The 26,130-nt window shown below is 65.5% G+C and carries 19 protein-coding genes; 12 read left to right on the top strand and 7 right to left on the bottom strand.

The features are described from left to right. From FAZ21_RS14970 to FAZ21_RS14930, 9 genes are all read left to right on the top strand, one after another. Positions 1–936, top strand: coding sequence for a sulfonate ABC transporter substrate-binding protein (locus FAZ21_RS14970; RefSeq protein WP_136774252.1), 936 nt, complete (start codon positions 1–3; stop codon positions 934–936). 115 nt (positions 937–1,051) lie between these two features. Next, complete coding sequence (gene ssuD / locus FAZ21_RS14965) at positions 1,052–2,191, top strand: FMNH2-dependent alkanesulfonate monooxygenase (protein ID WP_136774251.1); 1,140 nt, start codon at positions 1,052–1,054, stop codon at positions 2,189–2,191. A 195-nt stretch (positions 2,192–2,386) separates the two neighbouring features. Beyond that, positions 2,387–3,157, top strand: a complete 771-nt coding sequence (gene ssuC / locus FAZ21_RS14960; RefSeq protein ID WP_136774250.1) for an aliphatic sulfonate ABC transporter permease SsuC — start codon at positions 2,387–2,389, stop codon at positions 3,155–3,157. Positions 3,158–3,166: 9 nt separating this feature from the next. Further along, a complete protein-coding gene (locus tag FAZ21_RS14955) occupies positions 3,167–3,973 on the top strand; it encodes an ATP-binding cassette domain-containing protein (protein WP_136774249.1) in 807 nt (268 codons plus the stop codon). A gap of 78 nt (positions 3,974–4,051) precedes the next feature. Continuing rightward, positions 4,052–4,597, top strand: a complete 546-nt coding sequence (locus FAZ21_RS14950) for a GNAT family N-acetyltransferase (RefSeq protein ID WP_136774248.1) — start codon at positions 4,052–4,054, stop codon at positions 4,595–4,597. A gap of 128 nt (positions 4,598–4,725) precedes the next feature. After that, positions 4,726–4,980 carry a YtcA family lipoprotein gene (locus tag FAZ21_RS20350; protein WP_169307426.1) on the top strand — a complete coding sequence of 85 codons (255 nt, stop codon included), beginning with the start codon at positions 4,726–4,728 and terminating at the stop codon, positions 4,978–4,980. Positions 4,981–5,093: 113 nt separating this feature from the next. Further along, a complete protein-coding gene (mdtN, locus tag FAZ21_RS14940) occupies positions 5,094–6,146 on the top strand; it encodes a multidrug transporter subunit MdtN (RefSeq protein WP_136774246.1) in 1,053 nt (350 codons plus the stop codon). 13 nt (positions 6,147–6,159) lie between these two features. Then, positions 6,160–8,232, top strand: coding sequence for an FUSC family protein (locus tag FAZ21_RS14935; RefSeq protein WP_136774245.1), 2,073 nt, complete (start codon positions 6,160–6,162; stop codon positions 8,230–8,232). A gap of 11 nt (positions 8,233–8,243) precedes the next feature. Then, on the top strand, positions 8,244–9,716 hold the full coding sequence (locus tag FAZ21_RS14930; RefSeq protein WP_136774244.1) for an efflux transporter outer membrane subunit: 1,473 nt from the start codon (positions 8,244–8,246) through the stop codon (positions 9,714–9,716). A gap of 34 nt (positions 9,717–9,750) precedes the next feature. On the opposite strand, the gene FAZ21_RS14925 is transcribed toward FAZ21_RS14930, so the two are convergent. From FAZ21_RS14925 to FAZ21_RS14895, 7 genes are all read right to left on the bottom strand, one after another. After that, entirely contained in the window at positions 9,751–10,857 is a 1,107-nt protein-coding gene (locus FAZ21_RS14925) for a mechanosensitive ion channel family protein (RefSeq protein WP_136774243.1), read from the bottom strand. 865 nt (positions 10,858–11,722) lie between these two features. Then, positions 11,723–13,879 (bottom strand): AsmA family protein, encoded by a 2,157-nt coding sequence (locus FAZ21_RS14920; RefSeq protein ID WP_169307425.1) that lies wholly within the window; start codon positions 13,877–13,879, stop codon positions 11,723–11,725. A gap of 79 nt (positions 13,880–13,958) precedes the next feature. After that, positions 13,959–16,739 carry a malto-oligosyltrehalose synthase gene (gene treY, locus FAZ21_RS14915; protein ID WP_211243478.1) on the bottom strand — a complete coding sequence of 927 codons (2,781 nt, stop codon included), beginning with the start codon at positions 16,737–16,739 and terminating at the stop codon, positions 13,959–13,961. 210 nt (positions 16,740–16,949) lie between these two features. Further along, a complete protein-coding gene (gene treZ / locus FAZ21_RS14910) occupies positions 16,950–18,743 on the bottom strand; it encodes a malto-oligosyltrehalose trehalohydrolase (RefSeq protein WP_136774240.1) in 1,794 nt (597 codons plus the stop codon). Next, a complete protein-coding gene (gene glgX / locus FAZ21_RS14905) occupies positions 18,740–20,983 on the bottom strand; it encodes a glycogen debranching protein GlgX (protein ID WP_136774239.1) in 2,244 nt (747 codons plus the stop codon). The genes treZ and glgX overlap by 4 nt, the downstream gene beginning before the upstream one ends. Positions 20,984–21,007: 24 nt before the next feature. Next, positions 21,008–22,495, bottom strand: coding sequence for a glycogen synthase GlgA (gene glgA / locus FAZ21_RS14900; RefSeq protein WP_246038686.1), 1,488 nt, complete (start codon positions 22,493–22,495; stop codon positions 21,008–21,010). Between the two features lie 344 nt (positions 22,496–22,839). After that, positions 22,840–22,998, bottom strand: coding sequence for a DUF3309 family protein (locus FAZ21_RS14895; protein WP_136774238.1), 159 nt, complete (start codon positions 22,996–22,998; stop codon positions 22,840–22,842). A 187-nt stretch (positions 22,999–23,185) separates the two neighbouring features. On the opposite strand from FAZ21_RS14895, the gene FAZ21_RS14890 reads away from it, so the two are divergent. The 3 genes from FAZ21_RS14890 to FAZ21_RS14880 form a co-directional block, all read left to right on the top strand. After that, a complete protein-coding gene (locus FAZ21_RS14890) occupies positions 23,186–23,383 on the top strand; it encodes a hypothetical protein (RefSeq protein ID WP_136774237.1) in 198 nt (65 codons plus the stop codon). Beyond that, a complete protein-coding gene (locus FAZ21_RS14885) occupies positions 23,383–23,856 on the top strand; it encodes an MgtC/SapB family protein (RefSeq protein ID WP_136774236.1) in 474 nt (157 codons plus the stop codon). The genes FAZ21_RS14890 and FAZ21_RS14885 overlap by 1 nt, the downstream gene beginning before the upstream one ends. A gap of 552 nt (positions 23,857–24,408) precedes the next feature. Continuing rightward, the coding region (locus tag FAZ21_RS14880) for a DUF6531 domain-containing protein (RefSeq protein WP_136774235.1) at positions 24,409–26,130 on the top strand (1,722 nt) is incomplete at its 3' end.

Raw genomic sequence — 26,130 nt, 5'->3', positions numbered from 1 at the left:
ATGATCCGCCACCTTGCCACCCTCGCGCTTGCCGGCCTGCTGCTGGCGGGCGGGACCGCCGCCACCGAAGTGCACATCGGCTATCAGAAAAGCTCGCTCAACCTGATCGTGCTGAAAAGTCGCGGCTTGCTGGAAAAGCGTCTGGCTGTCGATGGCCACACCGTGAAATGGCACGAGTTCGCAGCCGGCCCGCAATTGCTGGAGGCGTTGGCGGTCGGCTCGGTGGACGTGGGCATGACCGGCGACACTCCGCCGATCTTCGCCCAATCCGCCGGCACATCGCTGGTCTACGTCGGCTTCGAGCCGCCCAAGCCGCAGGCGTCCGCCATCCTGGTGCCGGCCGATTCGGCCATCCGCCAGTTGGCCGACCTGAAAGGCAAACGCATCGCATTGCAGAAGGGCTCCAGCGCGCATTGGCTGCTGGTGCGCGCGCTGGACAAGGCCGGACTGAAGTGGGACGACATCCAGCCCGCCTACCTGACCCCGGCCGAGGCGCGCGCCGCGTTCGAACGCGGCAGCGTCGATGCCTGGGTGATCTGGGACCCGTTCTACGCCGCCGCGCAGAAGAGCCTGACCCCACGCGTGCTTGCCAGCGGCGAAGGGCTGGTGGCCAACCAGAGCTTCTACCTGGCGTCGCGCCGCTTCGCCGACGAGCAGACCCGCCTGTTGCAGGTCGTGTTCGACGCGCTGAGCGACAACGATGACTTTCTGGAGCAGCAGCCGGCCGAAGCCGCGCGCGTGCTGTCGCGCGCGGTGGGGCTGGACGTGCCCACCTTCGATCAGGTGGTCGCGCGGCGGCCCAGCTTCAAGGTCACCTGGCTGACGCCGCAGGTGGTGGCTGAGCAGCAGCGCATCGCCGACCGCTTCACCGATCTGAAGCTGATTCCCAGGCGCGTGGTGGTGAAGGACATCGTCTGGCAGCCGCAAACGCAATGACCGGGCGGTGCGGCCACTGGCCACGCCCCACAACCCGAGCGCGACGACGCGCCGCCCCCACGGCTTCGGCCGGGCGCCCGTCGCCGGTAATCGACATACCTACAAGGATTTCGCCATGAATGTCTTCTGGTTCCTGCCCACCCACGGCGATGGCCGCTATCTCGGTACCCAGCACGGGGCCCGCACCGTCGATCACGGTTACCTCAAGCAGATCGCCCAGGCCGCCGATCAGCTCGGCTTCGAAGGTGTGCTGATCCCCACCGGCCGCTCTTGCGAGGATTCGTGGGTGATCGCCAGCTCGCTGGTGCCGTTTACCGAACGCCTGAAGTTCCTGGTGGCGATCCGCCCCGGCATCATCTCGCCCACCGTCTCGGCGCGGCAGGCCGCTACGCTGGACCGCATCTCCGGTGGCCGACTGCTGATCAACGTGGTCACCGGCGGCGATCCGGACGAACAGCACGGCGACGGTAACTTCCTCGACCATGCCCAGCGCTATGAGGTGACCGACGAGTTCCTGCGCATCTGGCGCGGCGTGCTGTCGGGCGAGGCGGTGGACTTCGAAGGCAAGCATCTCAAGGTGAAGAACGCCAAGGCGTTGTTCCCGCCGATCCAGCAACCGTACCCGCCGCTGTGGTTCGGCGGCTCGTCGCCGGAGGCGCACCAACTCGCCGCCCAGCAGCTCGACGTCTACCTCACCTGGGGCGAACCTCCCGAGGCCGTCGCCCGCAAGATTGCCGACGTGCGCGCCAAGGCCGCCGCCGTTGGCCGCAGCGTGCGCTTCGGTATCCGCCTGCACGTGATCGTGCGCGAAACCAGCGCCGAGGCGTGGCGCGCCGCCGACAAGCTGATCGAGCATGTCACCGACGACACCATCGCTGCCGCGCAAAAGGCGTTTGCCCGCTTCGACAGCGAAGGCCAGCGCCGCATGGCGCAACTGCATGGCGGCCGGCGCGACAACCTGGAAGTAGCCCCCAACCTGTGGGCCGGCGTCGGTCTGGTGCGTGGCGGCGCTGGCACCGCGCTGGTGGGCAGCCCCGAGGAAGTGGCCGCCCGGATGAAGGAATACGCCGATCTCGGCATCGAGACCTTCATCTTCTCCGGCTATCCGCACCTGGAAGAAGCCTACCGCGTGGCCGACCTGCTGTTTCCGCTGCTGCCACTGGCGCAGCGCCGCTCCACCGCGAAGCAGAACCTGACCGGCCCGTTTGGCGAGGTGATCGCCAACGACATCGTACCGATCGCGGTGCCGGCATGAACTTGCGGGCAGTGTCGCGGCATCACCTGAATCAGGCCCTCGGCGAAGCCGGGCGCGCACTAGGTCTGGTAGGCAGGTATCGGCGCTGCTTGTTTGATTCCACTCCCCCCCTCGCTGCCGCGAGGGGGCCTCGCTTTGCTCGGGGTGTGGTTCCCGGTCAATGGCACGCTTGAAGCAAGCTTTAGGAGGTAACTCATGACGATTGCCAATGTCCTGTTCAAACGCCTGGCACCTTGGGCCGCGCCGGCCCTGCTGGTCCTGGCGTGGCAATGGGCCGCCACTCACGGCTTGATCGGTAGCCGTATCCTGCCGCCTCCGCTGGAGGTGCTGAAGGCGGGGGTGACGCTGGCCGAGAACGGCGAGCTGTGGACCCACCTGAAGATCAGCTTCTGGCGCGCGCTGATCGGCTTTGCCATCGGTGGCGGGCTGGGACTGTTGCTGGGGCTGATCACCGGGTTGTCGCGGCGCGGCGAACTGCTGCTGGATACCAGCGTGCAGATGATCCGCAATATTCCGCCGCTGGCGTTGATTCCGCTGGTGATCCTGTGGTTCGGCATCGACGAAGCCGCCAAGCTGTTCCTGGTGGCGTTCGGTACGCTGTTCCCGGTGTACATCAACACCTACCACGGTATCCGCTCGGTGGACGCCGGCCTGGTGGAAATGGCGCGCAGCTACGGCCTGCGCGGCTGGCCGCTGTTCCGCGACGTGATCCTGCCCGGCGCGCTGCCGAGCATCCTCGTTGGCGTGCGCTTCGCCATCGGCTTCGCCTGGATTCTGCTGATCGTGGCCGAAACGATCTCCGCCAGCTCCGGCATCGGTTACCTGGCGATGAACGCGCGCGAGTTCCTTCAGACCGACGTGGTGGTGCTCGCCATCCTGCTCTACGCCGTGCTCGGCAAACTGTCGGATTGGGCCGCGCGCTGGGTGGAACGCATCTGGCTGCGCTGGCATCCGGCCTATCAGTGAGAAAACACCATGACCCAGACCACTCTTGAAGGCACTGCCGGCGTAGCGCTCGCCATTCGCGGGCTGAGCAAGCGCTTCGGCACCCAAACCGTGCTGACCACGCTGGACCTGGACATCCAGGCCGGCGAATTCGTCGCCATCGTCGGTCGCTCCGGCTGCGGAAAATCCACCTTGCTGCGGCTGGTTGCAGGGCTCGACCGTGCCAGTGCCGGTCGCATCGACGCCGATGGCGTGCCGCTGGCGCAGAGCGGCGCCGACACCCGGCTGATGTTCCAGGACGCGCGCCTGCTGCCGTGGAAAAGCGTGCTCGCCAATGTCGGCCTGGGCCTGGCCGGCGACTGGCAGCCGCGTGCCCGCGCCGCGCTGGGCGAAGTGGGCCTGGCTGAGCATGCACACAAATGGCCCAGCCAGTTGTCCGGCGGCCAGCGCCAGCGCGTGGCCCTGGCGCGCGCGTTGATCCACGAGCCACAACTGCTGTTGCTGGACGAACCGCTGGGTGCGCTGGACGCGCTGACCCGCATCGAGATGCAACAACTGATCGAACGGTTGTGGCAGCGCCACCGCTGCACCGTGCTGTTGGTGACGCACGACGTGGAAGAGGCCGTGGCGCTGGCCGATCGCGTGCTGCTGATCGAAGAAGGCCGCGTTGGCCTCGACCTGCCGGTGCCCCTATCCCGCCCGCGTGCCCGCGGCGCCACCGGCTTCGGCGCCATTGAAGAACAGGTGCTGGCGCGCGTACTGCGCCAGCCCGAACTGGCCACCCCACAGGTGGACGAACTCCCTATCGCGCCGGGAGCGCTGCGCTGGGCGCTGTGAGTTTTGGAACTCGAGATTTGGGGGTTCAAGGGTTCGGGTTTTACCCTTCCCCCTTCTCTCTTCCCCTTCCCGATCACCATGCTCACCACCGAACGCTTGATCCTGCGCCCCTGGCGCGACGAAGACCTGGCGCCGCTTGCGGCGCTCAATGCCGACCCGGAGGTGATGCGTCACTTTCCCGCGCCGCTGGATCGCACGCAGAGCGATGCGCTGGCGGCGCGTTGGCAGCAGGGCATCGATGAGCGTGGCTGGGGGTTCTGGGCGGTGGCGTTGCGCGATGGCGGCGAGTTCGTCGGCATGGTCGGGTTGAACCCACCGGTGCTGGTGTTTCCGTTCTCGCCCTGCGTCGAGGTGGGCTGGCGGCTGGCTGCGCGCCATTGGGGGCGCGGCTATGCCAGCGAGGCCGCGCGCGCGGCGCTGGCGTTCGGTTTCGGGACGCTGGGGCTGGATGAAATCGTGTCGTTCACCGCAGTGTCCAACCTGCGCTCGCAGGCGGTGATGCGGCGGCTGGGCATGACGCGGGGCGATGATTTCGACCATCCGGCACTGGCGGCGGATCACCCGTTATGCCGGCACGCGCTGTATCGCCTGGGGCGGATCGCCGCCTTTCAGTCCCCCGCCTGATGTGGGGGGCGGCGCACGCCGTCCGTGACAAATGCCTATTCAAAATTAATATTAGAGGCATGCTCGTTCCCCGAACGAGCCGTTTCCGCAAGGCTCATCCCGCTCCCGCCAGCCACCAGGGTCACCCCATGCACAAGAAAGGCATTGCCGCCGCATCGCTGTTCCTTGCCGGTTGCGCCCGGGCACCATCGATCAATGTGCTGGGCGCATTCTTCCCGGACTGGCTGTTCTGCATCGTGGGCGGCATCTTCCTGACGCTACTGATCCGGTTGCTGATCCGCCGCCTGGGTTGGGCGCGCCACCTGGCCTGGCCCGGCCTGGTCTATGCATCGCTGACGGTACTGACCACGCTGGTGATCTGGCTGATCGTGTTCCAGGCATGACCAGCCGCCGCGCCCTGCGTCATGTTTCCATCGGGCGCGCTCGCCCCGGTGCCCGGCATTTGCGGGGCCACCGTTCAACCACCCCGGCTCGTAGCAGGCGTTAAGGAGCATTCATGGATACCCCTGTTCAACCCGCCCGCGGAAAGCTGATCGCCATCCTCCTGGTGGTCGCCGCGCTGCTGCTGGCCCTGTATGTCATCTGGCGGGTGGATACCGCGCCGCGCACCGACGATGCCTACGCCTATGCCGACACCATCAATGTCGCGCCGGAGGTCAGTGGACGCATCGTCGAAATGGCGGTCAAGGAAAACCAGGCGGTTAAGAAGGGCGATCTGCTGTTCCGCATCGACCAGCGCCCGTATCGGCAGACGCTGGCCAAGGCACGGGCCGCGTTGCTGGCGCTGGACAAGGAAATCGGGCTGACCCAGCGCTCGGTGGATGCGCAGAAGTACGGTGCCGACGCCGCCATTGCCAGCGTCGAGCGCGCGCGGCTGGCGGCGCGGCAGGCAAACGACACACTGGAACGGATGGCGCCGCTACTGGGCAAGGGCTACGTGGCGGCCGAACAGGTGGATCAGGCGCGCACCGCGGCGCGTGCGGCGCAGGCGCAACTGCTGGCGGCGCAACACGACGCGCAGCGGGCCACTGCCGGGATTGGCGGCGTGGATGCACTGGTGGCCCGGCGCGAAGTGGCGCGGGCCGAGATCGCGCTCGCGGAACTCAACCTGGACTACACCATCGTGCGCGCGCCGTTCGATGGCCGCGTCACCGGGCTTTCCACCACAGCCGGCCAGTTCGCCGCTGCTGGGCATCCCGTGTTCACGCTGATCGACAGCAGCCACTGGTACGTGGTGGCCAATTTCCGCGAAACCGAGTTGTCGAACATCCGGCCGGGCTCGCCAGCGCAGGTCTACCTGATGAGCGACAGCGGCCGGCACTTCAACGGCACCGTGGAATCGGTCGGCTTCGGTGTGTTCCCGGATGATGGCGGCGCAACGGTGGCCGGTCTGCCGCGCGTGGGCCGCAGCATCAACTGGGTGCGGGTGGCGCAACGCTTCCCGGTGCGGATCAAGGTGGAGGGCGCCGATCCGGCACTGTTCCGCATCGGTACGTCGGCCGTGGCCAGCATCACCGGGCCGGCGCCGGAACCGCGTGCGAAGCACTGAGCGGACCGGATCAATGCAAGCGCTCGCCGACCTGCGCCTCTGGCTCGATACGACGCCGGCGTGGTCGTTCCTGAAAAGCCAGCTCGCGCCATTTCCCGGCCGCGCCAACGCCATGTGGCGCTATGTATTCGCCAGCGCCTGCGTCATCGTCATCTCGCTGGGTTTTCAGATCCCCCTGCTTTCGCTCTCGCTGATCGTGGTGTTTTTCACCGCGCAGGAAAACACCGCCCTCACCAAGCTGAGCGCCGCCATCATGCTGGCGGGCAGCCTGGTGATCACCTCGCTGTGCCTGCTGCTGGTGATGTTCACGTTCGACTACCCCGTGCCGCGTATCCTCGGCGCGTGCGCGCTGGTGTTTTGCGGGCTGTATCTGCTGCGTACCAGCTCGCTGGGCGTGCTGGGCTTCCTCGGCTCGATCCAGGTGATCTACACGCAGAGCTTCATCGATCTGAACCTGCCGCCGGAACTGCTGGTTCGCGTGATCCTGTGGAGCTGGGTCGCCACCGCCTACCCGGTGGTGCTGACCGTGCTGGTGAACCTGCTGTTCCTGCCGACCGAGCCGCAGCGCCAGCTGGAGGCCGAAATCCGCCGCCAGCTCGATGACGTGATCGCCCAGCTCGACGCCCGGCTGCTGGGTCGTGCCGCGCCGCCGCTGCCAGCCAGTGCGCTGGAGCGTGGCGTGCTCACCCTGCAACGCCACCTGGGTTTCGCCGTGATGGCGGAGGCGGACTATCGCCGCAATCAGGCGTGGCACTTGCTGCGCATCACCACCGTGGACCGATTGCACACCGCCGCCAGCCACCTGGCTGGCGAGACGCCGGCCGAGCTCGATCCGGCAAACCGGGAACTGCTGCATGCGCTGCTCGCGACGGTGCGGGCCCTGCGGGACCAGACCGGCGGGCGGGCGGCGTTCCAGCCGCCACAACCGCTGTCGGCGCTGGCGCAAGCGCCAACGGCGGACCCGACCCTGGTGGAAATGGCCTACGCGCTGCAAGGGCTGGGCGACGCCAGCGACGCCGACCTGCCCCCGCCGCCGTCCCGGCCGCGCGGCCTGATGGCGGCGGACGCCTTCAGCAATCCGGCGTATGCCCGCTTCGCCGTGAAAACGTTGCTGGCCACGCTGGTCTGCTATGTGTTCTACACCGCCGTGCAGTGGCAGGGCATCCACACCATCATGCTCACCGTCATCATCCTGGCGTTGCCCAGCGTCGGCAGTAGCCGGACCAAGGGCTGGCAGCGTATCGCCGGCTGCGCGGTGGGCAGCGTGATTGCGCTGGCGGCCACTGTGTTCGTCATTCCGCATCTGGACGGTCTCACCGGCTTCCTGTTGATGTCGCTGGTGGTGATCGGCGCCGGTGGCTGGGTGGCGGCCGGCCCGGCGCGCAGCAACTATGCCGGCATGCAACTGGTGCTGGCCTATGTGCTGGCGATGTTTGCCCATGCGGGCCCCAGCACTGACCTCACCGAGATTCGTGATCGCATGATCGGCATCCTGCTGGGTGCTGCGGTGTCCACCCTGGTGCAACTGACCGTATGGCCCGAACTGGACCGCGATGCGCTGCGCCCCCGGCTGGCGCGCATCCTGCGCAGCATCGCCACGCTGGCGCGCGCGCGCGAGGCAGAGCCCGAACGGCGGCAGGCCAGTATCGACCAGGCACGGCTGGCTGGCTGGGCGCTGGTGGCCGGCGCGCGCGAAGCGCAGGCCAATGCATTGCTGGAGCCGGGCTGGCATGTTGCGGCGCTCGACCCGACCCAGGTGCAGACCTGGCTGACGCAGGCGCAGGAAGCATTGCTGGCGGTGAACCGTTTGCAAACATTGTTGCAGGCGGGTTTGGGCGATCTGTCCGCGCCGATGCGCCAGGCGGCGGAGCGCTTTGCCCTGGATGCGGCGGCCACCCTCGACGCGCTGGCGATAAGGATGGAACAGCGGGCGGGCGAGGTAACGGCACTCTCCAGCGCGGCGGTGGATGCGCTGGACGGGGTGGACGATGCGCCGGGGCAACCGGCGCTGATTGCGGCGGTACACGCGGTGCGGTCCTGCATCGCGCAAATGCAGCCGTCGGCCTCTCAGGCGGCGGCGGATTGAGGTTTCCGAACATGCGCACACGACTCATCATTTCCTGGCGCGCCGTGGTCGGCGGTGCGGCGCTGCTGGCGCTGACCGGCTGCGCCCTGATCCGCGACGAGCCCCCCGCGATGGCTGCCGTCGATCCGGCGCGGATCAGGCTGGCGGAAGACATCAAGCTGGCGCGCGAAGGCTGGCCCGAGGCGCAATGGTGGCAACGCTACCAAGACCCGCAGCTCGACGCACTGATCGCCACCGGCCAGCGCCGCTCGCCCCGGATGGCCATCGCTCGCGCCCAGGTGGAAGCGGCCCGCGCCCAGACGCGGCTGACACATGCCAGCGGCGGCCTGCTGTTGGGGCTGGTTGGCTCCATCTCGCGCCAGTCGCCGTCCGAAAACGGCTATCTCGGCCCGTTTGCCAAGAACGAACCGGCGCTGGGGCTGGACGGCCCCTGGTATACCGGCGGGACGCTGGCGCTGGAAGGCAGCTACGAATTCGACCTGTGGGGCAAGCACAGCGCGCAGACCCAGGCCGCACTGGGCATCGAAAACGCGCGCCTGGCCGAAGCGGCGCAGGCAGAGCTGTGGATCGCGGCCCAGATCGCCCAGGTGTATTTCGATATCCAGTCGCTGTACGCCGCGCGGGACCTGCTGCGCCAATCGCGGGAGATCGAACGCGAAATGCTGGCCGCGCATACCGCGCGCGCCGAGCGCGGGCTGGAGCCGCGTACCCAGGTCGAACTCACGCGCATCCACGTGCTGGAGCTGGACAAGCAGATGGCGGATGTAGAGAGCAAATTGAAGATGCTGGAAGAGGCCATGCGGCCATTGCTGGGCGCCGGTGCCGACGATCTGCCGGAGATCGCGCAGCGCCCGCTGCCCCCGCAAGCCGGCGCCATCCCCGCCACGCTGGGTTACGAGTTGCTGGCGCGGCGCGCCGACCTGCAGGCGATGCGCTGGTCGGTGCAGGCATCGCTGAGCGGCGTGGATGCCGCCCGCGCGGCGTTTTACCCCACCTTCGACATCAAGGTGTTCTTCGGGCTGGATTCGCTGCACCTCGACAATCTGCTGGAACGCTCCAGCCGACAGATCCAGGTAGTGCCCGGCCTGACGCTGCCGCTGTTCGACAGCGGCCGGCTCAACGCCAACCTCGCCAGCGCCCGCAGCAGTAGCAACCTCACCATTGCCCAGTACAACGCCGCTGTGGTGGACGCGGTGCGCCAGGTGGCGCATGCCGGGGTGGAACTGCAAGGCTTGCAGCAACAAGCCGATATCCAGGACGCCAAGCTGGCCGCCACCCGCTTCGCCAGCGACAGCGCCGTCGCCCATTACCAGCGTGGCCTGGCCGACAAGGTACTGGCGATGGAATCTCGCCTGCCGGTGCTCTACGAACAAGGCCAGCAACTGGCGCTGCGCAGCCGCCAGCTCAACGCCGAAATTGCCCTGACGCTGGCGCTGGGCGGGGGCTATCGCGTGGCGGATGACGCGCATGCTCCGGCACCCTGAGCGTCGGGTCGCCCGATGCGGCATGCGATAGTCGTCACTCCACCGGCTGCGGCCCGGTTGGCGATTGCGGCGGTGTGGCGTTGGCCTGACCGGGGCCGAGCATGCCGGCATTGCGGAACGCCTGCACCGGCACGGCGAACTCCAGGCCCTCACGCTCGAACGCGCTGACCAGGTCCAGATTGATCGCCTGCTGGATGTCCATGTAGAGATTGAAATCCGGCGACAGTACGAAATACACCACTTCGAACGTGAACGCGGCGTTGCCGATGCCCTGGAAGTGGGCGCGGTCGATCCGCACCTTCTCGCGTGCGGTGACAATATCGCGGATCAGGCCGGGCAGCCGTTCCAGCTTGTCGCGCGGCGTGTCGTAGGGCACGGCCACGCTGAACACCACGCGGCGCTCCTGCAACTTCTGGTAATTGCGGATGCGGCTTTTCAGCAGGTCGTCATTGGAGAACACCAGTTGCTCTCCCGACAGGCTGCGCACCCGCGTGGTCTTCAGCCCCACGCGCTCGATGCTGCCCATCATGTCGCCGACGATGATGAAATCGCCCACCACGAATGGTTTGTCCAGCACGATGGCCAGCGAGGCGAACAGATCGCCCAGGATGTTCTGCACCGCCAGCGCCACCGCCACGCCGCCAATGCCCAGGCCGGCGATCAGGCCGGAGATATTGAAGCCGAGTTGATCGAGCACGATCAGCAGGATCATCGTCCACAGCACCAGCCGTGCCAGGAAGCCGAGCACGGTCATGGCGGTGGCTGCCTCGGCGTCGATCTGGCGACGACGCACCGTTTCGCTGGCGAACCATTGCACCAGCGCGCGGTTTACCCAGAACGCCACCTGCACGATGAAGGCGATCAGGGCGATGATGGAGAGTGTGCTGTCCACTTTGACCGGCAGCGTCAATCCGTTGGTGCCCACCTTGATGGCGATGGGCAGCAGTAGCCAGAAGCGCGTGGCGGCGAACGACGCGGCCCAGGCCTGGACGACGCTGGATTTGCGCGTTTGCAGGCGCGGCGCCAGCCAGGCGGTGAGGGCATACCGGATGGCGTACAGCGCCACGAGGGTGGCGAGGGCAATGGCGATGGCAACCAGCAGGTCTTGCTGGCTGTTGTCGCGGAGGATCTGGCGGATCATTCGGTACTCCTTTCTTTTTGCATCGCCCTTTGGGGGCGGTGCCTGGAATCGTGGTGCTTACTGTGACTTGCCATTGCCATTGCCATTGCCATTGCCACCGCAACTGCAACTGCAACTGCAACTGCAACTGCCTTTAACCGCCTGGCGCCTGCGGCGCGGATGATTGATGCCCTTGGCGGCCGGGCGGGCCGGTTCATTTCTTTTGCTTCGCCAAAAGAAACGAACCAAAGAAAAGGCGACCCTGCATCCGCGCCCCTTCGGGGTTCCCTCGCTCCAGACAATCGAGCGGTGGCTGCGGAACTCGCGCGCAAGCGCGCTCAGACAGTCCTCGCCGAATTCCCGCCCGCTTGTCTTCCTCTCGGCGCTGCTGAAGGGGACCCGGCAGACCATCCACTCCCCCGACCCCTCGCCTTGAAGGCAAGAGGTGACGTGTGCGAGCGCCTGCGGGTAAAAGCGGCCACATTGGCAATTCGGGCGCTCGCAAAACTCACAAACCTTAGTTTTGTTTTTCCAGTCCCTTGGCACTCAACGGCCTTGCCCCCGTTACGTGGCGCCGAGGAGTGGAGGGAGACCTTAGGCTCCCGACCGACTGAGGGCACTCCGGAGGGGCGCAGACGGCGGTGCCGCCAAAGCTTAGCGGCTTGCCGCTTGGCGACGCGCCATGCAGAGCGAAGCGTCGCACCGCCTTTTCTTGGGTTCGTTTCTTTTGGCGGAGCAAAAGAAATGATCCGGCCTGCCCGGTCGCTAAGGGCGTCAATCATCCGCGCCGTAAGGCGCTCAACGGTTAAAGCCTTTGAAGTTGTTGCAGTTGCCGTCGTCGTTGCCGTAGCAACCGCAACGGCAAAGTCCTGGTTCTCGGCCCCCATCACTTTCCCCCCGCCGCCGTCGGCGTCACCTTCGGCTTCGTCGTTGCCGGGGCCGGCGTTACCTTGGTCTTGGGCGTGGAGGTCGGCGCCGGTGCGGGGGTCGGCGTTCCCGTCGGCGTGCGGTTCCAGGTGCCTTGCCGCTCCGCCGGATCGCTCGCCGTACCTTTCCCGCCTGGTGCGCGGGCCTTCTCCTGTTCCTGCAATTGCTTCCCCGCTTTGCGCGGATTCTTCAGCAGCGCCGCGCACGGCGTATCTTCCGCACCGCCCAGCTCGATCAGCGGCAAGAGCGCCAGCGGCGGCGAGATTGTGGCTAGCGCGGCGGCGACGGCCACGCGGCCGGTGGGTTGCGGCAGGCTGGGGCGCACATTGGGCTTGCCCAGTGGGCCGGACAGCACGATCGGCCCACGTAGCGCGGCCAGGCTGATGTCCTTCGGATCGGAACGCAGCCGCATGTCCAGTTGTTCGTTCTTCAGATCGATGGTGCCTTCACCCTTGACCACGCTCTTTTCGGTATCGAGTACCAGCGTGCGGGTGATCAGGTTGCCTTGCTTGGCCTCGAAATCGGCCACGGCGCAGCGGATGTCGATCTGCTCGTCGCCCGTGAGCAGAATCGCCAGCGAGTTGGCCACGTCCAGATTGGCCAGGCGCATGATCAGCTTGCTGGTGCTGCCGCCGTGCATCAGCAGCGCGATGTCCCCATTGGCGCTGCCGGCCATGCGCGCGACGGAATCGCCGCGCATGTCCAGCTTGGCCCAGCCGCCGACGAGACCGACACTGGCTTTTTCGCCGAGATCCAGCTTGGGTACCAGGCGCTTCAGTTCCAGCTTGCGTACCTTGATGTCGGCCTGGGTGCGGAACGGCTCCAGGTTGCTGTCCAGTTTCACCGTGGAGCGCAGGTCGCCGCCGGCGACGCCGAAGTTGAGTGGATTCAGCGTGACCACCCCGTCTTTCAGCAGCATGTGGGCTTCGAAGTCATCCAGCGGCAGCTTTTCGGTCTGGATGCGATGGCCTTTCAGATGCACGTCGGCATTGGCGACTTTGAGCTTTTCCACGTTGAAGGTGTTCTGTGGCAGTACCTTGCTGCCCGGCACGGCGATGGTCTGGCCGCTTTGCTCATCGCGCGCGCCGAGAAAGCCGGACAGGTCCTTCAGGTCCAGCCGGCGCGAGCTGAGGTTGGCCTGGATGAATTGCGGCTTCTGGCCGCGATCCACCTTGAACTCTCCGTTGAGGTCGCTGTTGCCCACCTTGCCGGCGATACGGCTCAGGTCCCAGATTTCGCCGCTGTGCTTGAGGTTGCCCCGTACCGAGTAGGCCGGGGTGGCGGGCAGTGGTACGCCGATCAGCGGATAAAGCTCGGCCAGGCTGCGCCCGGCGATGGAGAAGTTGGCGTCCAGCCCGCTGAACTCGCGCAGGTTGGTGATGGTGCCGTCGGCGCTGACGCGGGTGGGGCCGATGTGGCCGCGCGCTACGACGGGGTAGGGGCGCTGGCCGCGTGCCAGCGTCTGTTGCAGGTCGGTGACCGAGCCGATCTCGCCGGCCACGGCCAGCGGCTGGTTCTGGTAGCGGCCGTCGGCATCGATCACCAGCCGGCTGTGGCGGGTGTCGGCATCGCTGGCCTTGGAGTGTGCCTTGATGGTGACGTCGCTCTTGAGCCGCGGGTCCAGGTAACGCACCAACCCGTCATCCACGCGCAGCGTAACGATGTCCACGCCCTCGCTGTCGGGCCTGGTTGTGCGCGGTTTCAGGTCGAAGGCCCAGTTCCCCTGGCCTTTTTCATTGCGTTCCAGCAGCACGCGCGGGGCATCCAGCGCCACCAGCGGCAGCACCACGTGTCCCTTGAACAGTTGCCACAGGTCGATCTGCACCGCCAGCGAGCGCGCGTGCGCCATGGTCGGCTCCTTGCTCCACGCGGTGTTGCCCAATACCAGGTCGTTGGCGGTTACGGTGGGACGCATCGACAGGCGCACGTCCAGGTCGCCGTTGATGGCGAAGCTGCGCCCGGTTTCGGCGGTGACGCGGCGGGCGATGGGGCCGCGCAGCATGTTCCAGTCGAACAGCACGATGGCGGCGATCAGCAGCGCCAGCACGGTGCCGATGACGGCCAGTGCAGTGCGATGCCGGCGCGCCCAACTTCGGGTTTCGGTGTTCTTGTTCATTTGCATTCTCCTGTGCCCCCGTTCGATCGATGGACCGATGCCTCCTGTGCCTGAAGGTCGAATCGCCCTGTTGGCGTTGTCATGCGCGGTGGCGCCGAAGCACGGCGACCGGCAGTGGGTCGAGCACTGCCGACAGCGCGATGCGGTCGGTGGCGTCGAAACGCCGGCCGTTCAGTACGTCTTCCCATGGGCCGTCACCGGGCAGTGTCACCTCGGTGTCGGCCCAGTGCGCCGGGTCCAGCGTCGGCGCGGCGGCGCCATCCAGCAGCGCGGCCATGTGCAGCGGCACGATCACCACCAGCGTGTCGCCTTGGTATAGCCGGGAGAAGGCCAGTAGGTGCCGCTCCAGCGGGCCGCTTGCGGCCAGCGGCAGGTACTGCCCCAGCGTGAACAGTTCGGGATGCAGCCGCCGCGCGTTCAGCAGCCGGGCGATCAGTGCCTGCTTGATGCGGCCGTCCTGCCAGCTCGCCACCAGCGGTGCCAGCGTGCCCTGGCGCTCGAACAAGGCCAGCGCGGCTTCGCGGCTGTGCCAGTCCACTGGGCGGCGGTTGTCCGGGTCCACCAGGCTGAAATCCCAGAACTCCGTGCCCTGATACAGATCGGGAACACCGGGCACGGTGAGGCGCAGCGTGGTCTGTGTCAGCGCGTTCAAGGCGCCGGCGGCGGCGATGCGTTCGACGAAGGCCACCAGCCGCCGCACGAATTCGCTATCCGGCCGGAGCAGCGCTTCGACGAAGGCGCGACTGGCGGCTTCGTAGTCGGGGTGCGGAGTCAGCCAGTCGGTGCGTTGCTTGGCTTCGCGCTCGGCCTTTTCCTGCCAGCGCACGATGCGCTCAGCGAACGCGGCCAGCCCCGGCGCGTCGTCGGCGCGCAATCCCGGTGGCCAGGCGCCGATCAGTGTCTGGTACAGCATCAGTTCGGCCGGGCGGTCGGGAGTGGGCAGGCCATCGACCTCGCGCTTGAGCGCGGCGTTGGCGTCGCACCATACGGCCAGTTCGGCCAGGGTGTCGCGATGGTGTTCGCTCAGCACCGCCAGCCGCGCACGCAGGTCTTCCCCGCGCTTGTGGTCGTGGGTGGCGGTGGCCAGTTGCGCGTTCGGATAACGCTCGGCGCGCTGCGCGGCCAGGGCGTGAAAGGTATCGCGATCATCGGCGAAGCGTGCGGGATCGCCGCCCACTTCGTTGCTCGACAGCAGCCGGCCATGGCGGTAGAAGGCGGTATCTTCGATAGCCTTGGCGGCCACTGGCGATGTCAGTTGCTGGAAGCGCCGGCGCGCCGTGTGCAGCAAGGCGCTGTCGCGCGCCGGTTCGCGGCCCAGCCAGTCGGCGATGCGTTGCAGCACCGGGCGGTCGATGGGGCGCAATGTTGCCTGTGCGGCGCGCACGGCGGCATCGAGCTGGCGACGGTCTTCGCCGTCCAGCGCGTCGTCGCGGGCATAGATGCGGTAGACCGGGAAATGCACCACCAGCTCGGTCAGTGCGCGGGTCAGCGCGCGCGGTGGATAATCGCGCGTGGCGCGGCGCGAGCAGGCCACGTCGGCCAGTGCCTGCGCGGCGGCCGCCAGTTCGCTGGGAAAGCACTCCACCAGCATCTTGCGGCGCGCGGCGAGGCGCATCACATCGAAATCGCCGGCATCACCCAGCCCGGACAACGCGGCCCAGCCGGCTTCCAGTGGTTGAGCGCCGGCCGGGTCGTGCAGCAGCCGGCCCACCTGGTTCATGAAGTCGTAGCCGGTGGTGCCATCCACTGGCCAGTCGCGCATGGCTTCGTCGGGGGCGAGGATTTTTTCCACCACCAGCCAGGGTGCTCCGACGGGAGCGTGGGCCGGGCGGCGTTCGGCCAGCGTGGTCAGGCGGGCCCGCAACGCGGCGCAATAGCCGGCCGGGTCGGTCAGGCCGTCGATGTGATCGACCCGAACCCCATCGATCAGGCCGGCGGCGTACAAGCGGAAGATCAGTGCGTGTACGGCTTCGAATACGGCGGGGTCTTCGATGCGCAGCGCGGCCAATGTATCCACGGCAAAGAAGCGCCGCCAGTTGATGGCGTCCGACGCCGTGGTCCAGCTCGTCAGCCGGTAGTGCTGCTGTTCCAGTATCTCGTGCAGGCGGTCGATCGCTTCGGGGCTGCGCGGGTCGTGCGCGACCAGCGTGGCCAGGATGTCGGCGCGGCCGGAGCCGGTGGCGGCGTAGTCGCGCAGCTTGCGCCACGCCAATGCCGCGGCGGCAGTCAGCGCTTCGGGGGTGTCGTGGCCACCCAGAGCGTCGAACAGGTCGGCCAGCGCCAGCCCCTCCGCTTCGCCCAGGCCGTCGCGCAGCAACCGGGCATGGCTTTCCGGCGACAGCGGCAGGCGGCGTTCGCCGTAGCAGAGGTAGAAGTGGCCGGTGTCCCAGTCGAAGCGCGGCAGCAGTTCGCCTGCCTCCAGCAACGCGGCATAGTGCCCGCTCAGGATCGGCAGCAGCACCTTGCCCGCGAGGCCGGGCGTGGGCGAGTGCCAGTCGATGTCGAAGCAATGGGCATGACGGCTGCGCGCGCCCCAGGTGAGCACGTCCACCCACCACGGGTTGTGTTCGCAATCGATGCCCATGTGGTTGGGCACGATATCGACGATCAGCCCCATGCCGCGTTGGCGCAGCGCGGCGACCAGATGCGCCAGCCCGTCCTCCCCGCCGAGTTCCGGGTTGACGTGGGTGGGGTCGATCACGTCATAGCCATGCCGCGAGCCGGGCACGGCGGTGGTGATCGGCGAGGTGTACAGATGGCTGATGCCCAGGCTCGCGAAGTAATCCACCAGGTCGGCGGCGTGATGGAAAGTGAAGTCGCGGTGCAGTTGCAGGCGAACGGTAGCGCGGACTTTAGGCATGGGTTCGCTCCGGGGTGCGGCGGGGGTGGGAAGGTGGAGCAATTTCAAACCTTGAACCACTGCGGACACAGAGCGCACGGCGAGCCCCAGAGAACAACAAGAAAGACCTCATGCCGAACGGAATGGGTTGCTCTGTGTGGCTCTGTGTCCTCATTGTTCTCTGTGGGTCAAGGTTTGAACTTGCCTTCAAACCCAGTCTTGGATCAGCTTTCATCGCAGGGTCTCCCCGTCGCTCAGCCAGATCAGGCAGCACTGTGCCGGGATGTGGCCTTCAGCCAGGGTGGCGGTGGCGTCGGGCGGCGTCTGGTACAGCAGGCCGTTGTCGGGTAGTTCGGCCGGCAGTGCCGCGATGGGTAGCGCCGGGCCGAAGTTGGCCAGGACCGTGAGCAGGCGGCCGTCCCGCAGGCGCCATTGCGCCAGCACGCCGCGTTCGCCCGCCGGTTCGGCCAGCACCGCCTGGCAGCCGGGCAGCGCGGGAATCAGGTAGTCCCGGCGCAAGGTGAGCAGCAGGCCAACCAAGGCCAGCCGTTCGCGCGCGGCGGCGTTGCGCGGGGCGCTGGGATCGATGCAACTGCGCGCGAACGTATCGGGAGCCTGCGGGTCGGGAATGCGTTCGCGCTGCGCCGGGTCGGCGAAATCGGCAAAGTCGGCGAATTCTGCGCGCCGGCCGTTGCGGATGGCATCGGCCAGCTCCGGCTGATGGTCGATGAAGTAGAGGAAAGGTGCGGTTTCACCCCATTCCTCACCCATGAACAACATCGGGATCGGTGGCGTGAGCAGCAGTAGGGCGAGTGCGGCGTTCAGTGATGCGGGTTCGCACAGGGTGGTCAGCCGTTCGCCCAGCGCTCGGTTGCCGATCTGGTCGTGGTTTTGCAGGCAATTGACGAAAGCCGTGGGTGGCAGGTGGCCGCAGGGTTCGCCGCGCGGCGCACCCTGCCAGGGGGCGAACGGTTCGCCCTGGTAGACGAAGCCTTCGCGCAGACTGCGCGCCAGGTGGCGGGCGGGAGCGTCGGCATAGGCGGCGTAGTAGCCGGTGGCTTCGCCGGTGAGCAACACGTGTAGCGCGTGATGGGCATCGTCATTCCACTGGGCGGTATACGCGGTGTCGAGCAGGCTGGCGCTGTTGTCGGCGTTTTCCAGGACCAGGTGCACATGGCGGCGCGCCTCCACGCCGGCGCGGATACGCTCGGCGAAGTGGCGCAGGAAGGCGTGGTCGCCGATGGCGTGTGCGGCATCCAGCCGCAGGCCGTCGCAGCGGAATTCATTCAACCAGTACAGTGCGTTGGCCACCAGAAAGGCGCTGACCACCGGGTGGGCGGTGTTGAGCTGGTTGCCCCAGCCGCTGCCGTTGTCGAGGAAGAAGGGCTGTGCGTAGCCGTGCAGGTAATTGCCGGCCGGGCCGAAGTGGTTGTAGACCACATCAATGAATACCTGCACGCCATGGCGGTGCGCGGTGTCGATCAGGGCCTTGAGCTGGTCGGGCGTGCCGTAGCCTTCGAACGGGGCGAACGGCAGCACGCCGTCGTAGCCCCAGCCACGGGCGCCGGGAAATGCCGACAGCGGCATCAGTTCGATGGCGGTGATGCCCAGTTGCGCCAGTGCCGGCAGGTGTTCGCGCACGGCATCAAAGCCGCCGAACGCACCCACATGCAGTTCGTAGATCACCGTTTCCAGCCAGGGGCGGCCTAACCAGCCGCCAGTTTCCCAAGCGTAGGCATCGGGATCGGTGAGAACGCTCCAGCCGTCTGGCCCGCCCTGCTGGGCGCGCGATGCCGGATCCGGCACTGGCTGGCCATCCACCAGGAAGCGGTAGCGCTCGCCGGGGCGGGCGGGGGCATCGATCTCGTGGCCCCCATGCGGCGTGGCGGTCATTGCCAGCACGCGCCCATCGGCGAATTGCAGCGCGACGCGAGCGGCGTCGGGCGCCCACAGGCGAAAGCGCGCCAGCTCGCCGGTCAGGCAGTCGGCGCCGAAAGGCAGGGGCAGGGGCTGCGGTGCGTTCATGCAGGCTCCGGCGCGTTCTCCGGGGCGCCGTCGGCGTGGGCTTCGGCCGGCGCGTCGTCGGCATCGCCTTCGTGATCGTCATACGTTTCCGGTTCGGCCTTGGGTACCCGTACGCGCGGGCCGGGCACCTGATCGATGCGCACCGAAGCCAGCAGCAGCGCCATGCTGTGCGCCGGTACTTCCAGCCCGTCCTCGTTGCCCAGTGGCGCGCTCGGCTGTTCCGGGAAAGCACTCTGGATCGCGACCTGCCACGGCAGATCCGGGCCGTCAGGCAGCTCGAAGCGGAGCGAATCGTGGCCGGCGTTGAGCAGGACCATCGTCACGGTGCCGTCGCCGTCTTCGTCCACCCCGGAGCGGCGCACCGCCAGCGCCCGGGCGTCGCCGTTCTCCCAGTCGCCCTGCGACAGTGGCTGGCCGCGCTCGTCGAAGAACGCCAGGTCGGCCACGCCGGGCAGGGTCTGGGTTTCGCCGTGCGGAAAGCCCAGCGCGCGCAGCGATTTGCATTCGCGGCGCAGCGCGATCAGCCGTGCCACGTAGCGGGTGAGGCTGGCGCCTTCCTCGCCGCGCGCGGCAGCCCAGTCGTACCACGATAGCTCGTTGTCCTGGCAGTAGGTGTTGTTGTTGCCTTGCTGGCTGCGGTTGATTTCGTCGCCGCCCAGCAGCATTGGCGTGCCGGTGGATAGCAGCAGCGTACCCAGCATGGCGCGCTGGACGCGCTCGCGGGTAAGGCGGATGTCGGCGTCGTCGGTGGGGCCTTCGGCGCCCCAGTTGTTGCTGCGGTTGTCGTTGTGGCCGTCGTTGTTGCCTTCGCCGTTGGCGTCGTTGTGCTTGTCGTTGTACGACACCAGGTCGGCGAGGGTGAAGCCATCGTGCGCGGTGATGAAGTTGATCGACGCCCACGGCTTACGGTGCCGTTTGTCGAAGTAATCGGCCGAGCCGGCCAGGCGCGCGGCCAGCGGCGCGCGGGTGGCGGGGTCGCCGCGCCAGTAGGCGCGCACGGTATCGCGGTACTGGTCGTTCCACTCGGCGAAGCCGGGCGGGTGCTGGCCCAGCACGTAGCCGCCGGGGCCGCAATCCCACGGTTCGCTGATCAGTTTGAGGCGCGACAATTGCGGGTCCTGCTTCAGTGCGTCGAAGAAGCCTGCGCCGGGGTCGAAGCCCCAGCTTTCGCGCCCCAGCGTGCAGCCCAGGTCGAAACGGAAGCCATCGACGTGGTAGGCATCCACCCAGTGGCGCAGCGAATCCATCACCATTTGCAAAACGCGCGGGTGCGACAGGTTGAGCGTGTTGCCGCAGCCGGTTTCGTTGATGTAGTAACGGCGCTCATCCGGCATCAGGCGGTAGTAGCTGGCGTTGTCCAGGCCGCGCCACGACAGGGTGGGGCCGCGCTCGTTGCCTTCGCAGGTATGGTTGTAGACAACGTCCAGGATCACTTCGATGCCGGCCGAGTGCAGCCGGCGCACGGCGGTGCGGATTTCGTCGAGCGAGCCGTTCGACAGGTAGCGCGGTTCCGGCGCGAAGTAGCTGAGCGTGTTGTAGCCCCAGTAGTTGGCCAGGCCTTTGTCGAGCAGGTACGAATCCTGGGTGAACGCCTGCACCGGCAACAGCTCGACCGCGGTGACGCCCAGCTTGTGCAGGTGGTCGATGAAGCGCGGGTCGGCCAGCGCGGCGAAGGTGCCGCGCTTGTGTGCCGGCAGGTCGGGCCGACGTTGCGACACCCCGCGCACGTGGGTTTCGTAGATCACCGTATCGCGCCACGGCACGTCGGGCGCATTGTCGCCGCTCCAGTTGAAGCCCCCACCCTCGACCATGCTGCGCGGCATGGCATGCGCACTGTCGCGTTTGTCGAAGCTGAGGTCGGCACGGTGCGCGCCCAGCTTGTAGCCGAACACGGCCTGGCTCCACTTGATGTCGCCGATGATGCGGCGTGCGTAGGGGTCGAGCAGCAGTTTGTTGGGGTTGAAGCGATGACCGTTGGCGGGATCGTACGGGCCGTGTGCGCGGTAGCCGTAGAGCAGGCCCGGCTTGGCGTCGGGCAGGTAGCCATGCCACACCTCGTCGGTGCACATCGGCAGCGGATAGCGCGCCACCTCCTTGCGGCCGCGTTCATCGAACACGCATAGCTCGATCATGGTGGCGCTGGCGGAGAACACGGCGAAGTTGACGCCCTGGCCATCCCAGTGTGCCCCCATCGGATAGGGGCGGCCGGTGTCGAGTCGATCGGGAAGGGTATGCGGCATGGGAGGTCCTCGGGGCGAAGGGAATCAGGCGGTGGCCTGACGCGAAGCGGTTTCCGGACGCGGGCCGATCAGGCCGGCGTACAGCGCCAGGTAATGTGCGACCGATGGCTGCCAGCCGAAGTCGGCCTGCATGGCATTGCGTTGTAACTGGCGCCACACGCGCGGTTGCGAATACGCGGCGAGCGCGCGTTCGACGGCTTCCACCATGGCGGCGGGCTCGGCGCCGTCGAACAGAAAGCCGTTGGCGCGCGCGACCTGCGGGTCGTGCTCGACCGGATCGGCGATGGTGTCGGCCAGCCCGCCGACGCGTGACGCAACCGGGATCGTGCCGTAGCGCATGGCATATAGCGGGGCAAGGCCGCACGGCTCGAAGCGGCTGCCGTGCAACAGGATGTTGGCGCCGCCGTGCAGCAGGTGGGCCAGTGCCTCGGTGTAGCCGATATGCACCACCACGCGGCGCGGGTAGCGTTGTTGCAGCATGCGAAAGCCCTGCTCGTACTGTGGCTGGCCGCAGCCGAGCACGGCCACTTGCAGACGCGGATAGCGGTTGAGCAGAAACGGCAGCGCTTCCAGGGCGACGTCTGCCATCTTCTGGTGCGTCAGGCGGCTGCCCAGCGCCACCACGGGTGCGAAGGCATCTTCCGGCAGGCCGAGACGGTGTTGCAGCGCGGCCTTGCAGCGATGCTTGCCGGCGGGATCGGCGGCGCTGAAGCCTTTCGGCAGCAGTGGATCGAGGGCCGGGTTCCACACGCCGGTATCGATGCCATTGAGGATGCCACTCAGCCGATCGGCACGCGGGCGCAGCACGCCATCCATGCCGTGTCCGGCTTCGGGCGTGACGATCTCGCGAGCATGGCTGGGGCTCACGGTATTGAGACGATCGGCATAGACCAGCCCGGCCTTGACGAAGCTGAGCTGGCCCCAGAACTCGCAGCCTTCGCTACCGCGCGCCTCGGCGGGCAGATCGAGCGTATCCATCCACGCCAGCGGGTAATTGCCCTGGAACGCCAGGTTGTGGATGGTGAACAGCGTGCGCACCGGGGCGCCGGTTTCGCGCACGAACAGCGGCACCAGGCCCGCGTGCCAGTCGTGGGCGTGAACCACGTCCACTGCCGGCAGGCCGGGCAACCCGGCGGCCACGCGCGCGGCGGCGCGGCAGAAGGCGCCGAAGCGCAGCGGGTTATCGGCGTATTCCTGGCCATCGGCATCGACATAGAGCGGCCCTTCACGGCCAAACAGCGCATCGTTGCGCAACAACAGCAGCGGTACATCGGTGCCCGGCAGCGTGGCAGCCAGTAACGTGGCCGGCCCACCCGGCAGATCGTCGAAGCGTGCCACTTCGCGGGCATCGCCCACCGCCGCCAACGCCTCGGGCCAGCCGGGCAACATCAACGTGACGCGCACATCCGACCGATGCAGCGCGGGTGCGAACGCACCCACCATATCGCCCAGGCCGCCGGTCTTGGCGAGCGGCACCGCTTCGGCAGCCACCATCAGTACGTGAAGACTCATTGTTTTTTCCAGATTGATTGGCGTCCGGCAAATCGCCGATGGCGGTGGGGAAGGGGAAATGGCTGATATGCGCTTTTAAAGAAAAAAAGCGAAATCGCAGCGGGCGGAAATTGGATTTCCTTATTTGCCGCCAATTGCGCATTCACATTCATGGCAATCGGCGGGAATGATTCATTCGACTTGTCCCACCAGCCTCCACGGTAATGCAGCGGGGCATGAAGGCGGATTCAAGGCGGGACTGATATTGGTGTAGGAAAAAGGGCGACGGTGCTGTAGGAGCGTCACCACGAAAAACGGCGGACCGCATCGCGGTCCGCCGTCCTGGTGCGTGGCAAGCCGTGCCGCTACAGGCTTCCGGTCAGCATCAGCACCACCAGGATCAGGAGCAGCACGCCGACGATGCCCGTCGGGCCATAGCCCCAGCCCCGGCTATGCGGCCACGCGGGGAAGGCACCAACCAGCAGCAATACCAGCACGATCAGAATAATCAGGCTCAGCGACATGACATATCTCCTTTCTGTTTTTCGAATGGGTCGATTTGCATTGCCCCTTGAAATTGCGAGGGCAGGGCAGGCAATGGGGATGAGCAGTTTTCGTGCCAGCAATTTTGCGGGGTACGGAATGCTGGCTTGTTAATTGCTTTTTCCGCTTCGATGTTTCTTTTTTACCAATTGGAAGGGAGAGATACCGATGCGCCCATTACCCATGAAATCCCCCCGCTCCGTGGCCGTGCCGCTGCCGTTGGCACGCGGTGCCGGCCACGCCGGTTATGCCATGGTCTTTGCCGTACTGGCGTTGCTGGCCACCCTGCAATCACCACCCCTGGCCGCCCCGCAGCACCATCCCAATTTGCAAAGCACTGCAATTCCTACACAGCCGGGGGTGTGATGGACCCGCTCTATCTATCGCAACTGAGCATCCTGGCCGAAGTGGCGCTAGCGATGCTGCTGGGCGGGCTGATCGGCCTGGAGCGCGAAGCGGCCGACAAACCGGCCGGCCTGCGCACCCACATGCTGGTTGCCGGCGCCGCCGCTTTGCTGGTGGGGCTGGGCGACACCCTGCTTGCCCACTATCGCGATAGCGAGATGCGCGAACTGGTCAACACCGACCCGATCCGCATCATGGGCGCCGTCATCACCGGGGTGAGCTTCCTGGGCGCCGGCACCATCTTTCGCAATGGCAGCGGCACCGGCATCCACGGCCTGACCACCGCCGCCGGCCTGCTGATGGCCGCCGCCGTCGGCATCGCCGTGGCCCTGCGCCAGCATGTACTGGCGGTGACGGTGACGTTGCTGATCCTGGCGGTGCTGCGGGTGGTGCATTGGGTGGAGGAGTGGGTAGAGCGGCGAGCGGAGCGGTAACAGGAGTTATGACAACGGTGATCCGCCGTTCTCCAGAACAGCTAAACAAGCTCTTCTGGCAGCGAGGCGTGGGGATGAGTTGCCATATGCCTCCTCCCGACATGTTTCGCGACTCTTACCAGGATCTCCGTGCTGCCCCTTGAGTGGGGCTTGAGACATTCTGCCGTGCGGGATTGCCATAGGTCGTGGGAATGGTCGGAACTCATCCAGGCTCATCGACCAAAGAACGTAGAGCGCGCAGAGCCCATGGGCGAAGCGGCATCTGCTTGGCTATCGCGACGGTGGCAGGCAGTTTGGGCGAGTTGCCGTGGTGCTGACTTATGAGTTTGACGCTGCGTTGAGCCGTGGCTGTGCAGAGCTCATAACGAAGAGCGCACATTATGACTTACAACAAATTTATGTTATTTCCGCAGATTTGTACGATTCTTTTGTAAGAAATGCCCAATTTTTATAGTAATCTTGCTATTTGCTGTGCGGACCCTCCCCCTGAAAAGTGGGCTTGGTAACTCACCCCCTCTTCTTTCTGATTATGCTGATAGGCTTTGTTTTTGAATGAAAAATATTAAATATTATAAAGTGCTGATTTTTTCAGTTTTTGCGTTAATTTCAAATTTATCTTTTGCTGAGGCGGAGCGTATTGAACCGGGTTGGCTGGGGTTTAATTCGGTTGTGGTTTCCAGCCCAGAGGCCGCAAAGCAAACATTGATTCCAAATATTGAACTATATAATCCGCAGTATCCATGTTATTTGAGTGATTGGATATTTTCCCTAACGAAAGTAGACACCTATCGCAATACGGCCACTTGGGTGGGGGCGAGAACCAGTCAGACATGTATCCACAGTGGGAATTTTTCTTATCAAGCATCATGCCAGGCGGCTCATACAGGGGGCATTCGATCGTTGTCGATCAAGGGAGATGGAAACTCTGCTTGGTGCGAGTGCCCCGCTGATTATTATTTAGGTCAGGCAAGCAATCAGTGTCGTCCGATGTGTAATGAAGGTTCGTATTTGAGCTTGGCAAAAGGGGGGTGCAGCCCATTAACGCCATGCTCAACATATCCCTGCACGGGGCCATATACTGCCGACCCTGATTTGGGGGCGCCTGATGTATGCTCCGGAAATCCAATCAATACTGCAATGGGAAATAAATACCAAATTGAAAATGATATTGCAAGCAGGAAAGGCCTGCGCTTCGACCGGTACTATAACAGTTATGATTCGAGAAATGTTGGAATTGGTGGTGGATGGCGTCACTCCTTTGTAAGAAAGATTGTTCCCGTCTATCAAACGCACTTCAACCCACCTCCGCGAAATGATATCGACCCCGACTGGATTGTTAAGCTGGTTGGTGAAACTGTTGCATACTATTTAGCTGAACGAGACGATGGTAAGAGCTTTGCCTTTAGTTTGAGTGGAGCGGCCATGGGAGCTCCAATGAAGGAAGGATTCTCGATGAGAATCAGTCCAGATGGCTTTGAATTGTCTAATGGAACGCAAGTGGAGCGTTATAACGGCAAAGGAGCCTTGCTAAGTGTCGAAGATGGAAATTACCTAAAAACCACTATTCAATATGGAAGTGATGGCAAGATTTTCCAAGTATCCAACGACCGTGGGGAAGTGCTGGTTTTTCAATATTTGAGAGGAAGGTTAGGTTCGATTGATAAAGATGGGGAGGCTGTCAATTTCGAATACAATTCCTTGGGTGGCTTAGCCAAAGTGCTCTATGCGGATGGAAGCAGTCGTCGCTACACATACGGAACGGGTAGGCAGTCCTTTCTTCTTAAGTCGCTTATTGATGAGTCCGGCACTGTGTTTGCTGCTTGGACTTATGACGGCCAATTGCGGGCCATCAGTTCGGAACACGCACAAGGTGTGGGGCGGGTAACGCTTACATATGGCGTCGATGGGACTCTACGTTGGACCGATGAAAAGGACCCGTTAGGAACTACTCGTAGATATACGTTCAAAACGATGGTAGGGGCTTCCCTGCCGGTCGGAAATAGTCAGCCCGGCGGCGCGGGATGTAACGCAGCCAACAGTGCTTTGACGTACGACGCCAATGGCAACGTGAGCACGCGCAGCGACTTCAATGGCATCAGCACCACCTACGTCTACGACCTGAGCCGCAACCTCGAAACCAGCCGCACCGAGGCCGCCGGCACCCCGCAAGCGCGCACCATCGCCACCACCTGGCATCCCACCCTGCGCCTGCCCGCCAGCATCACCGAACCGGGCCGCAGCACCACATTCACCTACGACGCCAACGGCAACCTG

The organism is Chitiniphilus eburneus, from assembly GCF_005048205.1.
GTDB lineage: Bacteria > Pseudomonadota > Gammaproteobacteria > Burkholderiales > Chitinibacteraceae > Chitiniphilus > Chitiniphilus eburneus.
Note: the sequence above shows the minus strand (reverse complement) of the source record. Positions and strands in the feature narration are given on the sequence as shown.